Raw genomic sequence first — 14,208 nt, forward strand, 5'->3', positions numbered from 1 at the left:
CCAATCTTTCTGTCTTTAAATCTGTACCGATTAAACGCGGTGTACCGCAACGACGCGTGGCCGACACTTACCGATTGACGGCATGCGAGGTGTATGGGTCCCCGAGCGACTTTCGTTCGGTCACTGTCATGCGGACGGCTCGTCAGAAAAATGGGTGCGACAGAACGACTAAGATGGCGGTGGCTATCGGCGCCCCGAGCTCAAACCATCCGTCCCTTTCCCATCTTTTAACCTACCATTTTTTTTACCGTTCATCGCATTTCCCCTCGCAAAACACCTGTTTATGGAAATGCAGCATCGTATTAAAGTTCGAACATTTTCCTGCCCCCTCTCTATTTTCCTGCCCAACCGTGTTTTCTGCACAACTCTGGGTTGACCGTAGCGACACCAGCTATCGCTTCGCAAGAAGCGATTGCGTCGGGACGCCTGCAAACCTCGTCAAAATTGCTTTCGAACTAGAATTAATCGGAAATTCTTTGAAACAGGGGGCGGCTGGCGGCATCCTTGTTGTATTGAAGAGGACGTGATTGACACGTCGATCGACTTCACTTCCGAGTTCGTCCCAACCCGAGACAGCGCGTGATCGATGCGGAAACCCTTTCCGAGCTGTGGCAACAGCATGCCAATCGTCTGCTGATGATCGCCCGCGCCGTCGGCGAACCGGCCGAAGATGCAGTGCAGGAAGCCTTTGTGGCACTGGCCCAGCAGTCGACGCTGCCCGACGAGCCGCTGGCGTGGCTGGTGCGAACCACACGCAATGAAATCCTGCAAGTCAATCGGGGCAAACAGCGGCGTGCGGCCAGGGAACAGGTGGCGGCCCGCCATCGCTGCTGGTTCGTTCAGCCCAGTGAATACCAAGACCAGCAACTCGACGGCCAGCATGTCACCGAGTGGCTAGAGGAACTCGACGCCGCCGATCGCGAAGTCATCGTGATGCACCTGTGGGGTGGGCTGACGTTTCGCCAAATTGCCGACGTCATGGGGCGATCCGCAGCGACCGCAAACCGTCGCTACCAAAACGCGTTGACACAATTGCAAGCGCGTGCCAACCAAAACCAAATGAGATGATGCGATGAACGACAAATCGAATTTTGAACAACAGCTTTCCGCGTTGGTTCCCGCCTCGATCCAAACCGATGCCTCGACGATGATGTACCGCTGCGGGTTCGCTGCCGGACAGGCGAGTCGATCCACCTCGGACACCACCACGCGTCGACAATGGCTGCAGTTAGCGGTGGCGGCCTGCGTCACGGCGATCCTGGTGGGCCCCGCTTCGTATCGGCTGGGCCATTCAAAGTCCGAGGATCCCAATCGGGGCATCACCGTAGCCGAACAGGAGTCCCATCAAACGGCCCCCAGCAACGAATCAGTCGTCGCCGCGGAATCAGTGCCGATAGCCCCGAGCGATCCCCCGGAGCCACCGAACGACCAGCCTCGCAAGCGAAACGTTGCGACCCAATCAGGACCGTCGATTTTTGCCAGCTGGCTGATCGGGGTACCGTCGCCGCTCGAACCGTACTCGGACGCTTCTGCAAGTAGCGCAGTGGTGTTGACGTCGCATCCACCTTCGGCGGACATGATGGCGTGGTTGGAACAGTCACCTGTGGCGATCGCTTCGCACCCCAATCATGCGAATCCGGCGCAGGACGCTACCAAACATGAATCACCGGAAATCCGCAACGAGGACTCCGGCCCCTATCGTTTGCCCTCGTTACCCTCTCGAAAAACTTTGCACATCTGGGAAACATGGTTCCAATCATGAACGCTAAAACATTGACGTTACTCGCATGGATCGGCTGCATGGGCTCGGTAACGACGCTCCCCGCCGTGGCGCAAGTGCAACCGCTTGATTACAAAATCCCGGCGGCATCAGCATCGGCGGATCCATCCGCCCCCAACGCGGCGAAGATCGCACCGAAGGTTTTGAAAATTCATCCCGCTGCCGAACCGGTTCCAGCACTGAAGATTCGATTTTGGCCGGACCGTTTCGAAATGGTCGCAGGCAATACCTTTGTTCCTTTCCAGCGTGCCACGATCATGTCGCTGGAAAAGAATCGTTCCGCTGGTGCGGAGGATCCGTTCTTCAAAAACTATGACCAATGGATGGAAGGTTCGCTGGACGAGCTGCCCAAGCAGGAAGTCTCGAAATATCTCGACAGTCAGCAAAACGTGTTGTCAGAGCTTCATCGCGCGATGCGGATGCGTGATTCCCATTACGAATTGGGCATCGACGACCTGCGAGGTCTGGAAACCATTCAGCTGCTGCTGCCCGAATTTGAGCACATGCGTCAGCTGGCTCGATTGTTGGTGCTCGAAACCCGTTTGGCGCTCGCCGAAGGACGCACGGAGGACGCGATTCGTTCCATCCGGGTCGGCTTCCGTATGGGCGAAGCCACCGGCAACGCGTCGGACCTATTGATCTCGCGATTGGTGGGTGTGGCAATCAGCGGCATCATGCTGAACCAAGTCGAAGAGCTGATGCAGCTGCAGGACAGTCCGAATGTTTACTGGGCGCTTGCAACGTTGCCGGATTCGATCGCCGAGATGGACGAGGCATTGAAGTTTGAAGTATCGATCGCCTCGCGTGTGTTTCCCGGACTGTCCCATTTGCCGGCCGATGATGTCGAACCCGCCGTCTGGCGAAGCCGATTGACACAAGCGGTCAAAGACATGCAATCGCTTGGCGGCTCGGAATTCGGTAACGGTGATGCACCCGCTCGTTTGATCGCAGGCGCTCTGATGATCGCGCTGACCGAACCGTCGCGAGCTGAGTTGATCGCAAGTGGCATGGACAAAGAATACGTGCAAGCGATGAGCCCCAGCGAAGCGGTCGTGCGTGCGACCGCCCAACAAATCACTCGAATCCAAGATGACTTTGCCAAGTGGATGTTCCTGCCTGAACCGATTCGGATGACTTATATCGATCGATCCGAAGCAAGTTTGGAATCCAACACGCGTGCTGGCTCGGCGACGATAAACTTAGCTGCCATGGCCACGGGCATTCTGATGCCAGGCATCAAGGCGGCTAACCAGGCTGGACTGCGAACGCGGCAAACGATCGCTCGCCTGGCAACCATCGAAGCGATCCGTGACTACGCGGCCGCTCACGGCGAGTTTCCGGAATCGCTCGAAGAGCTTACCCATCTGCCAGCTTGGCCTGATCCGTTTACGCAGCAAGCGTTTGGGTACGAACGAGAAACCGCGACGCGCGCCAAGCTGATTGCCGAACCGGCGTACTCGTCGGATCCCAACGCCACCATCGTGTTGGAACTGCTTCGTCAATAGGCACACTCGCCCGCGTGTTGTCACCCATCGGTTGATCGCACCAAACATCTCCCCCCGACAAGGAACCCGTCCTCATGTTCAACCCAAAATGGATCGCAGTCGTACTATTCACGACGCTGCCGCTCACTGCCACAGCCCAGGAGAATTCTGCCGCTTCGCAAAAGGTTTTTCCAGTTGGCATTGTGATGCATGACACGATCCTAGCGGCACACCTGGATTTGTCGCAGATCGACGTTCCAGCAATCAAGCAACTTACGTCGCAGTTCGCTGGCGGCCCTGGAGAATCACCGATTGTTTCGTTGGCCGAAAGCGTCATCGAATCGCTGCGTGACGCCGGCGCGAACGACTTGTACGTTTCCGTTCCCGGCCGTGTGCTAATACAAGGCGGCGTGTGTATCGTCGTGCCCTGCGATGACAGAGATGCCGTCAGCAAACGATTAACGAAACTGCTGGATTCAGTCTCGTTGCCGTTTGATTTTCGCGTCGTGACCACCGACCAAGCGGTCGTCGTTTGTCCGGCAATGATGGCGGAACATTTCCAGAAAGGCGTCCCTGATTCCCGCTCGATTGATCGCCCCGAATTTAATGCAAGCCTGCAGTCGATGGCTCACTTTCCACACCAAACCGTGGTCAGTTTGCCAGAGGATATCCATGAAGAACTAGCGAACCTGTGGCCCGACAAACTCGGCAACCACGACCCTACCGACTTTTCGCCAAGCCGCTGGATCGCGTCGGTTCGCTCGATCGCGATCGGTTGGTCATTACCACCGAAGACGGCGTTTGAATTGAGAATCCAGTCGGTCGACCCTGCTGGAGCGGTCGCTTGCGAACAAGAGACGTCCAAGCTGCTGAAGGCGATCCCACCTGGCTTGCCACGCCCTACGCTAAGTGTCGATGGGGCGAGCGTGGTCATCAAAGCCGACCCCGAAAAGCTGCAGGCATTTTTGGCACCGATGGTCAAGCAGGCCCAGCAAGATGCCCACCGACAGCAAACGATGAACAACTTCAAACGGTTGGCGTTGGCGATGCATAACTTTCACGCCAAGCAAGGTTTCCTGCCTGGCAAGTACACGGTCGATGCTAAGGGTCGGCCGCTGCTCAGTTGGCGCGTCGCTCTGTTGCCCTATTTGGAACAGGCACCGCTGTATGCCAAGTTCAAACTGGATGAACCGTGGGACAGCGAGCACAATCGCCCGTTGGCCGAACAGATGCCGGAGGTGTTCAGTATCGCCGGAGATGATCTGCCAGCAGGCAAGAGCCGTATTCGGCTGCCCGTGATTGCGGGCGGTCTATGGTCGGGCGAGGGTCCGCCACGCACCTTACGAGACATCACCGACGGCACGAGCGCAACGGTTTGGATCGCAACTGCCCCCAAATCGGCGGCGGTTGCCTGGACGAAACCGGACGACTGGCAACTGGACGAAGCCAAGTTGAAAGAACAGTTCTTTGGGGATCAACCTTACGCCGTGTCAGGCTACGCCGACGGCTCGGTGCACGTTCTAACGCCCGCCATCGCCGCCAAGACACTTAAAGCCCTGCTGACGATGGCAGGTAGAGAAGTCGTTCAGCAAGACGATGTGAAGTGACATCGGTTTCGCTGAGCTCTCAGATGGTCTTCTGATTTACTGCGAAAATCATCAAGCCGATTCCTGGCTTGACCTGATCGTGCCTGGCCAAATTGGCTCATCGTATCCAGTATTTCGCTGAACAGCCAACCTCGGTTCCACTTTCAGAAACGTCGCCGCCCACCCAACGGCGGGCAGCAACTCCACCTACACCAGTGACAGTTTTCGAATCAGGCGACACGCCGGACCCTGCCTGTCCCCCATCCGGATGATCCCAAGCGACAAATTGTGTCACATTTTCCCCTCCCGCGGCGCGAACGTGGCTTTCCACTCCCTAATGGACAGCTAGAATTAAAAATCAGCGACGATCGTCGGTGTGTAGTGATGTGCGGTGGAGTCTAGCGACGTCCGCGCCACTCCCCCTCTGTCCCCTTTGTCATGAGCGTAGCCTCACGCGTGTGGAGATCATTGCTTCTTGCGGAGCGTAGCTTCGTTTTACCGAACCTTCCTTTCCCTTTGCCAAGCCGACCTCGCATTACCGAACGAGGTTACTCGAATCCATTCGGGATGGCGAAGCGACCGGATCCCATTGTCCTTACTTTCCTTTTTCGGAGTCTCCCATGTCCGCTCAAAAACGCCCAGGTTTTACCCTGGTGGAACTATTGGTGGTCATCGCCATCATTGGCGTCCTTGTTGGCTTGTTGTTGCCCGCCGTTCAAGCAGCCCGCGAGGCAGCTCGCCGGATGAGTTGCAGCAATAATTTCAAACAAATTGGCTTAGGAATCCACAACTACCATTCGGCCTACAATCAACTGCCCACCCACGGCACCGGGACGAACCATCGTTCCGGCGGAACGCCGGACGCCACCAGCGCGGCTCAGGTGCCGACGTCCAATAACCGGCTGGAATTGAGCTGGCTTGTTGGGCTGATGCCGTTCATCGAACAACAAGCGTTGTGGGAACAGATCAGTAATCCGCTAAAGGACCCAATTACCGGCGCAATCTTTCCATCCATGGGGCCAAGCCCTCGGCGATGGGCGGGTGAGCAAGCGATCGCTCGCTACGAGCCATGGGCGACCGAAGTTGCGGCTCTGCGATGCCCGAGCGACCCCGGCGTTGGATTACCCGCGGCGGCACGGACCAACTACGTTGCCTGTGTTGGTGACTCGGTGTTCCGGCCCGCTGGACCGCTCAGTGATGACGGCTCCTCGAGCTCGGCGACGTTCGAAGAATCGCGAGCGGCAAACCGAGGCGTCTTTGTCCCTCGCGCGAAAATGGGTTTCCGTGATATCTTGGACGGCTTGGCCAATACGATCGCCGCAGGCGAATGTAACACCGACCTGGGCGACAACGACGTAACCACGCGTGCGGCGATGACGACGGGAACCAACCCTGGGTTTGCGGGTGGTGCTCAGGCATGCGATGCCCACATCGACCCTCAGCGTCCTCAGTTCTGGAGTGCGTCAGCCGCCTTCGCGCTTCACCAGGGTGGCGGAACCGAATCCGAGCAACGTCGTGGCTACAAGTGGTTCATGATGCGAACACTGTGGGGACACATGCACACCATCAGTCCACCGAACAGCCCGTTGTGCATGAACAACAACAACTTCAATACGGGGCTCTGTCCACCAAGCAGTCGCCATCAAGGCGGATGCCATGTGTTGATGGCCGACGGCGCGGTGAAGTTCGTCACCGAATCGATCGAAGCCGGCAACCAGACAAGTGCCAATGTGGGCAACGTGTCAGGATCGTTGCCCCCAGGCACGCAAAGTCCATATGGATTGTGGGGTGCGTTGGGAACACGCGCTGCGAAAGAAACCGAATCATCGATTCCATAACGGTCTCGATTCCCCCACCTCCCTTTCTCTCGTCCCCGTTTTTTTCTGGACCAATTTCACCCACTTCACAACAGGTCGACTTACCGTGAATACGCTTAAACTCTTTAGCCTCCTGATCGCTGCGACCGTCATGGGATTCACCCTCGGCTGTGGCTCGGACTCTTCGACATCTCAGACACCTCAAGGTGCGTTTGATGAATTTGCCGAAGAGAACCCCGCACCTCCGACGGTCCCCGTTGCGGATGAGTAGCACTCGGCATCGATGGCGGTATCGTTGACATTGAGTTCGCCATCGTTTGTCTCGGCCATCATTATTGCTTGTCGCGGAGCCATTGCTCCGCAGGCAAGCATGCGGACGGAAAGCGAATGACTCGATCGCTCGAGTCGCGACACAGTCACATTGATACACAGTCACATTGATACGCAGTCACATCGATATGGTCGCATGATCCTGATGACAAACTTCGCTGCAGTGTGAAACGGACCGCTGGCGTTCACGCTCTCTTATGGCCGGGGCCCTCTCAATTGAAGGGCCTTTTTGATTAACGGCCTGCATTGCTTGCGGCCAATGCCATCTACTTTGGGTAGCGGTGTGGCGCAGGGCCCGCCCGGTTGCAGCGAGCAAAGCGTTCGAAATTGACCGGGCGAGGCCCCGCGCCGCTCCGCTAAGAAAACCACCCGTTTAGTGCCAAAACAGATGGCATTGGGCTAGCGACGCCAACTTGCTCGCCCCGGCGATCCCCACCCCCGGGTTCGAATCACCGCTTGCTCCGACGCGACGGTTCAGCGATGGGCACTGGTTGGCTAGCATCGCCACTGTTAGACTGGACAAAAGTTAGCCGCAGCTAATTGCCGAAGATTGCGTCGATCGTTGTAAGTGTGCGGTTGCGTCATACTTGGAGCCTAAACTGCTGTGAAACGTTCCCTCTCTCTCGTCTTACTGCTGTTCGCGGCGACTTTTGGTTGTGACAGCTCGAATGAAACCTCCGCGCCAACCGATGTGAATCGAGCCACCGCAACCGTGGATCCCGATTCACCGATTGCCGTCACGACGACGGTCGGGATGGTGGCCGACCTGGTCCGCAGCGTCGGCGGCGACCGCGTCAACGTCACGCAAATCTGTGGCTCGGGTGTCGATCCGCACCTGTACAAGGCGACTCGTGACGACGTCGCAACGATGATGCGAGCCGACGTGATCTTCTATTCGGGGCTGATGCTGGAAGGCAAAATGACCGACACACTGGTCAAAATGGCCCGCAACAAGCCGGTCGTCGCGGTCACCGAAGCCATCGATCCGGCAGCCCTACTGGAACCCGATGATTTCGCCGGTCACTACGATCCGCACGTCTGGATGGATGTGTCGGCGTGGTCGAAATGTGCCACGGTGATCGCGGACGAATTGGCTGCGATCGACCCTCCGTCAGCCTCGGCATACCAAGAGCGGGCCGCAGCATTGCAAGAACAACTTGCCGAGCTCCATGCCTACGGCAAACGAGTGATTGCGACGATCCCCAAGGACCGTCGCATTTTGGTGACGTCGCACGACGCATTCAATTATTTTGGTCGTGCCTATGACTTGGAGGTGATCGGAGTGCAAGGGATCTCGACGGAATCCGAAGCGGGACTGCAACAGATCAATGAACTGGTTGACCTACTAGTCGATAAAAAAGTGAAATCGGTGTTCGTCGAAAGCAGCGTGCCTCGAAAGAGCATCGACTCGTTAGTCGAGGGAGCTCATTCGCGAGGCCACGACGTTCGCGTCGGTGACAAAGAATTATTTAGCGACGCAATGGGAGCGTCCGGGACCTATGAAGGAACCTACATCGGAATGCTCGACCACAACATGACCGCGGTGGCTCGCGGCTTAGGTGGCGAGGCCCCCGAGAAAGGTTTCCAAGGTAAACTGAGCCCATGAGCCAAGCTGCCGCAACGCCGAAACCAGAAAACCCTCCGTCATCGATTGCATTGTCGGTCGATGACTTGACGGTCGCTTACCACCGCAAACCGGTGATTTGGGATGTCGGTTTCGATTTGCCCGCTGGTTCGCTGATCGGCGTGGTTGGCCCCAACGGGGCGGGCAAAAGCACATTACTAAAAGCGGTCATGGATTTGGTGCCGGTCGCGTCGGGCCGCGTCAAAGTTTTCGGCGATACCTACCGTCGCAATCGGAACCGCGTTGGTTATGTGCCCCAGCGAGAAAGTGTCGACTGGGACTTCCCGGTCGATGCACTCGACGTGGTCGCGATGGGGCTGTACAGCAAGATCGGATGGTGTTTTCCGGTTCGCAAGAAACATCGCCAAGCCGCGATGGAAGCGCTCGACCGAGTCGGAATCGCGGACCTTGCGCGTCGCCAAATCAGCCAATTATCAGGCGGCCAACAACAGCGAACCTTTCTGGCGCGAGCCCTCGTTCAAGACGCCGATCTGTATCTGATGGACGAACCCTTTGCCGCAGTTGACGCGTCCACAGAAAAGGCCATTGTCGAGATCCTGCGTGAACTAAAATCACGCGGCAAGACGGCGGTCGTGATTCACCATGACTTGCAAACCGTCCCCGAATATTTTGATTACGTCGTGCTGTTGAACATGCGGGTCGTGGCCCACGGCCCCGTGGAAGAGACCTTTACCTCGGAAAACCTGAACAAGACCTACGGGGGACGCTTGACGTTATTGGACGAAGTCAGCGAGGCAATGCGGCGCCGGGAGCGATCGCTGTGAATCGGATCGTGTTGTTCTTGCTGCTCGCATTCATCTCCGCATTTGCGGCACCGACACAAACGTCTGCCCAATCGATCACCGACCGACGTATCGAGTGGCCTAGTGGCGAGCAGTGGCGACGAGTCGTGCTGCTGGAGGACTACAACACTCGCGTCGTGATCTTCGGTGTCGCGGTGCTAGGAGTGGCCTCAGGTTTGGTCGGCAGCTTCACGCTGTTGCGAAAGCGTGCGCTGCTGGGCGATGCCCTCTCGCATGCCAGTTTGCCGGGGATCGCCGTGGCGTTTATCATCGCCAGTGTGATGGGGATGGATGGCAAAACATTGCCAATCTTGCTGTTCGGCGCCACCGTCTCTGGATTGCTTGGTGTCGGATTAGTCGTGGTGATCCAGCGTCAGACACGACTAAAGGAGGACGCAGGATTAGGGATCGCATTGAGTGTCTTTTTCGGCGCCGGGATGGCGTTACTGGGTGTGGTCCAGCAAATGGACAAGGGAAGTGCCGCAGGACTGGAGAGCTTTATCTATGGCAAGACCGCTTCGATGAACGCTTACGACGCGAGACTGATCGCCGCTGTCTCGTCTTTCGCGACCCTCGGATGCTTGCTGCTGTTCAAAGAATTCAAGCTGCTTTGCTTTGACGAGAATTTCGCTGGATCTAGGGGCATGCCCGTCGTGCTACTAGACATGACGCTGATGGCACTGGTGGTGCTCGTGACAATCGTGGGACTGCAAGCGGTGGGCTTGATTCTGATGGTTGCATTGATGGTGATTCCCGCGGCTGCGGGGCGTTTTTGGAGCGAAAAAATGTGGGCGGTCGCCGGGTTGGCGGCGTTACTCGGGGGAATTGGCGGCGTCGTCGGTGCGGCATCCAGTGCATTATTCCCCCGCCTACCCTCAGGCGCGATGATCGTGTTGACCTGTACCGTGTTGTTTTTGTTTAGCATGATGTTCGGGACCGCGCGAGGCGTGTTGGTGCGTTTTCTGAGACGACATCGCTTGAATCGCCGGGTGCGAAAACAGCATTTACTGAGAGGCATCTACGAATTGCTGGAATCCAAACCGGCGATGGAGCAAGCCAAACGCAATATGTCCGTCCCGACCAAGGAACTGCTGTCGATTCGCAGTTGGTCCAGCCCCCAGTTGCGACGCACCATTGCTCAGGCAGAAAGCGATCAGTACCTGGTGCAACGCGATGGCACCGTTCGCTTAACCCAAGCGGGTTACGCTGAAGCCGCTCGCTTGACGCGGCAACACCGATTGTGGGAACTGTATCTGATAACGTATGCAGAAGTGGCTCCCGGCCGCGTCGATCGTGATGCCGACGATATCGAACATGTCCTCGAACCCGAGCTTGTCGATGAACTTGAGGCGTTGCTTGATCAAGAGCCCCTGCAGATTTCCGTTCCTGCAAGTCCGCACGCCACGATCAGCGAACCGTCCGATACGCGGAGGTTGCGCCGATGATCTGGGAGTGGCAACTTGATGGCTGGATTGTGGCGGCAGGGATGTTGTGCGCGATCGCTTCGGCGCTGTTGGGAAATTTCTTGGTACTCCGTCGATTGAGCATGCTGGGCGATGCGGTTTCGCATGCCATTTTGCCAGGCTTGGCAGTCGCGTTTTTCATCAGCAACAGCCGCAGCAGTTTGCCGATGTTCTTGGGTGCGGTGATTGTCGGTATTTTGACCGCATTGTTTACCGAATGGATTCGCGGTGTCGGCAAGGTAGATGAAGGGGCGTCGATGGGCGTCGTTTTCACGTCGCTGTTTGCGCTAGGGTTGGTCATGATTGTGCAGGCAGCGGATCGCGTTGACTTGGACGCTGGCTGTGTGCTGTATGGTGCAATCGAATCGACGCATCTCGATCGCGTCGAACTTTTGGGCTTCGATATTCCACGAGCGGTGGCAGTGCTGCTTGGCGTGACGATCGTCAATCTTTTGTTCGTCGTCATCTTCTTTAAAGAACTCAAGCTCAGCTCATTCGATCCGTCACTAGCGACATCGATGGGATTTTCGGCTACCGTGATGCACTACGCCTTGATGGTATTGGTGGCGGTAACCGCGGTGGCGAGCTTTGAAAGTGTCGGCAACATCTTGGTCGTCGCGATGTTCATCGTTCCTCCCGCGACTGCGAACTTATTAACAGATCGACTGGGCCGCATGATCGTGCTGTCAAGCATCATCGCGGCGGTCGGTGCGGCCAGCGGTCATGTCGCCGCCGTCGTCGTTCCCACTTGGTTTGGCTATCACAGCACAACCACCGCGAGTATGATGGCGGTGATGGTTGGTGTGTTTTTCGTGATCGCGTTACTGTTTGCGCCGCGTCAAGGATTGATCGTCCGCTGGGTTCGCAACCGCGCGTTGTCATTGCAAATATTGTGCGATGATATTGTCGCCTATCTGTATCGGCAACAAGAGCGATCCGAACCAGTGGACACCGTGCCCTCGACAAACGAACGTGAACTCGCCGACGAGTTGTTCGCCAAACGCTGGCAGCTTCGCATGGCCCTACTAACACTGTGGCGGCGCAACGAGTTGGCTCTTGACGATAACGGCTACTGCTTGACCGACGACGGCCGGCAACATGCCCGCGAGCTGGTGCGTTCGCACCGTTTGTGGGAGCAGTATTTGGTTTCGGAAGTCAGCTTGGACGCAACCCGAATTCACGACAAGGCCGAGCGACTCGAGCACTTTACCGACCGCCAATTGCGTGACCAATTATGCGACGCCACGGAATCGCCTTCACGCGACCCGCACGGCAGCGAAATCCCGAGCGAACAAGAGTAAGAGCGTGCGGCAGGGCATGCTGCCAAGTGGTGCCCGCCTCACGAATTATCGGTAGTGGATGAGGCAACGAATCCCGTGTGGCTCATTTCAGCGAGCGTTCTCGTGAGTTCGTGCAGGAAGGTAGAATTGCGACGGGACTCGTGGCCTCGTCCACTACCGGAATCTTTTGATTATGACGCAAAACGCATGATTCCCACGCTAGAATTCATAGTACTATCTGCGACGGTCCCCACGCCCCCCCCCCTCCCCAACAAAACCCAACGAGAGACATTATGCGGCCCCCCACCCTTGCGATTCCCCATACGGTAGTGCGAACGTTTGCCTTGAGCCTTGTTTTACTGCTCTCGGTTTCAGGGGTGACAAAGACGGAGGCCGCCGACGCTTCGGCGAATCGGCCCAACATCGTTTTCATCATTGCCGATGACTGTACGTTTCGTGACATTGGTTGTTACGGAGGCCAGGCTCACACGCCTAACATCGACCAATTGGCCCAGTCGGGGATGAAGTTCAACCGCTGTTTCCAGGCGGCACCGATGTGTTCGCCAACGCGGCACAACTTGTACACGGGGCTCTACCCGGTGAAGTCGGGCGCGTACCCAAACCACACGTTCGCGGCGGATGGAACGCAGAGCATCGTTCACTATTTGAAACCGCTGGGGTACCGAGTCGCACTTTCGGGCAAAACCCACATTGGCCCCCAACAGGTATTCCCGTTTGAATACATCGGAAAAAAGAATCCGGATATGAAGCAGATTGACAAACTGTTTTCGGAGTGTCGTGATTCGGAAACGCCATTTTGTCTGTTCGCCTGTTCCAACGAGCCTCATTCGCCTTGGAACATGGGGGACGCGTCGCAATACCCGCCTGCCAAAATCAAACTGCCGCCCTACATCGTCGACACGCCGCAAGTGCGTGAGGATTTCAGCGACTACCTCGCCGAAGTCACCTATTTTGATGACCAAGTCGGCCAAATTTTGCAGCTACTCGATAAGCATCAATTCAGCGACAATACGTTGGTGATGGTGGTGTCGGAACAGGGCAACGCGTTTCCCTTTGCAAAGTGGACTTGCTACGGCAACGGGCTGCAATCCGCGATGATCGTCCGTTGGCCGGGCAAGGTCCAACCGGGCACGGTCACCGATGCGATGGTCGAATATGTCGACGTGACGCCAACCTTCATCGCCGCAGCCGGAGCGGCCCCGCAACCTGACTTAGACGGCAAGAGCTTCATCCCTGTGTTGGCCGGCGAAACGGACCAGCACAAATCGTTTAGCTACGGCATCATGACGACGCGAGGCATCATCAATGGCAGCGACGCGTACGCAATCCGAACGGTGCGTGGGCAACAGTACCGGTTGATTTGGAATCTGAATCACGAAACTAAGTTCACCAATGCGTGCACCCAGGCTCCCTACTTTCAATCGATGGTCGAGGCGGCCAAAGCCGGCGACAGCAACGCAAAAGAGCTGGTCAATCGCTACTACTATCGTCCCGAACTAGAGCTGTACGACTGTAATGCCGATCCATTGGAAATGAACAATCTGGCCGAAAACCCCGAGTACGCCAGCGTCATCAAGGAATTGAAGAGCAACCTTGATCAGTGGATGGCGTCGCAAGGCGACGAGGGAATCGAAACCGAATACGACGCGATCCTGCACCAACACGCCTACAAGGGCATGACGCGTGAACAGGCTCGCAAGGCATGGGAAACGAAGAATTCCAAAAAAGGAAAGCAGCAAGGCGGTAACGGCAAGAAACGCAAAGCCAACAAGTCCGCAGGGGAATAGGGGGGTTCGTCGACGAATCAAAGGGATGGGGACTATGCCGCGTTAGCGTTTCGCTCCAACGCGGTGAAGCATTTTTACCGTAGCGGAAGTCGTCAACGGCTTGTTGAATTAATCCAATTGCAAATCGAAATGGTGAGCCGTGGGCCGTAAGGCACCGGGTAACGCGTGGGACCCGGCCGCTGACGCGTCGCGGCTCACTAAATCAACAAGTCGTCAACACTTTCGTTCCATGA

At 56.8% G+C, this 14,208-nt stretch carries 11 protein-coding genes; all 11 read left to right on the forward strand.

From position 1 onward, the window contains the following. Positions 1–579 precede the first annotated feature (579 nt). The 11 genes from ABD971_RS04700 to ABD971_RS04750 all read left to right on the forward strand — a co-directional run bounded on the left by ABD971_RS04700 (position 580) and on the right by ABD971_RS04750 (position 13,975). Entirely contained in the window at positions 580–1,068 is a 489-nt protein-coding gene (locus ABD971_RS04700) for an RNA polymerase sigma factor (protein ID WP_339944829.1), read from the forward strand. A 4-nt stretch (positions 1,069–1,072) separates the two neighbouring features. Next, positions 1,073–1,762: a hypothetical protein gene (locus tag ABD971_RS04705; protein ID WP_345319914.1), complete on the forward strand. Its 690-nt coding sequence runs from the start codon at positions 1,073–1,075 to the stop codon at positions 1,760–1,762. After that, entirely contained in the window at positions 1,759–3,285 is a 1,527-nt protein-coding gene (locus ABD971_RS04710; protein ID WP_345319916.1) for a hypothetical protein, read from the forward strand. The genes ABD971_RS04705 and ABD971_RS04710 overlap by 4 nt, the downstream gene beginning before the upstream one ends. Positions 3,286–3,359: 74 nt before the next feature. Next, on the forward strand, positions 3,360–4,871 hold the full coding sequence (locus tag ABD971_RS04715; RefSeq protein ID WP_345319918.1) for a DUF1559 family PulG-like putative transporter: 1,512 nt from the start codon (positions 3,360–3,362) through the stop codon (positions 4,869–4,871). A 599-nt stretch (positions 4,872–5,470) separates the two neighbouring features. Continuing rightward, positions 5,471–6,688, forward strand: a complete 1,218-nt coding sequence (locus tag ABD971_RS04720) for a DUF1559 family PulG-like putative transporter (RefSeq protein WP_339944836.1) — start codon at positions 5,471–5,473, stop codon at positions 6,686–6,688. Between the two features lie 85 nt (positions 6,689–6,773). Further along, positions 6,774–6,938, forward strand: coding sequence for a hypothetical protein (locus ABD971_RS04725; RefSeq protein WP_345319921.1), 165 nt, complete (start codon positions 6,774–6,776; stop codon positions 6,936–6,938). Positions 6,939–7,601: 663 nt separating this feature from the next. Further along, complete coding sequence (locus ABD971_RS04730) at positions 7,602–8,603, forward strand: metal ABC transporter solute-binding protein, Zn/Mn family (protein ID WP_345319923.1); 1,002 nt, start codon at positions 7,602–7,604, stop codon at positions 8,601–8,603. Beyond that, positions 8,600–9,406, forward strand: a complete 807-nt coding sequence (locus ABD971_RS04735; protein ID WP_345319925.1) for a metal ABC transporter ATP-binding protein — start codon at positions 8,600–8,602, stop codon at positions 9,404–9,406. Before ABD971_RS04730 ends, ABD971_RS04735 begins: the two co-directional genes overlap by 4 nt. Beyond that, positions 9,403–10,869 carry a metal ABC transporter permease gene (locus tag ABD971_RS04740; RefSeq protein ID WP_345319927.1) on the forward strand — a complete coding sequence of 489 codons (1,467 nt, stop codon included), beginning with the start codon at positions 9,403–9,405 and terminating at the stop codon, positions 10,867–10,869. The genes ABD971_RS04735 and ABD971_RS04740 overlap by 4 nt, the downstream gene beginning before the upstream one ends. After that, positions 10,866–12,188 carry a metal ABC transporter permease gene (locus tag ABD971_RS04745; protein WP_345319929.1) on the forward strand — a complete coding sequence of 441 codons (1,323 nt, stop codon included), beginning with the start codon at positions 10,866–10,868 and terminating at the stop codon, positions 12,186–12,188. Before ABD971_RS04740 ends, ABD971_RS04745 begins: the two co-directional genes overlap by 4 nt. Positions 12,189–12,460: 272 nt before the next feature. After that, positions 12,461–13,975, forward strand: coding sequence for a sulfatase family protein (locus tag ABD971_RS04750; protein WP_345319931.1), 1,515 nt, complete (start codon positions 12,461–12,463; stop codon positions 13,973–13,975). Positions 13,976–14,208: the final 233 nt, after the last annotated feature.

Source organism: Novipirellula rosea, from assembly GCF_039541335.1.
Lineage (GTDB): Bacteria > Planctomycetota > Planctomycetia > Pirellulales > Pirellulaceae > Novipirellula > Novipirellula rosea.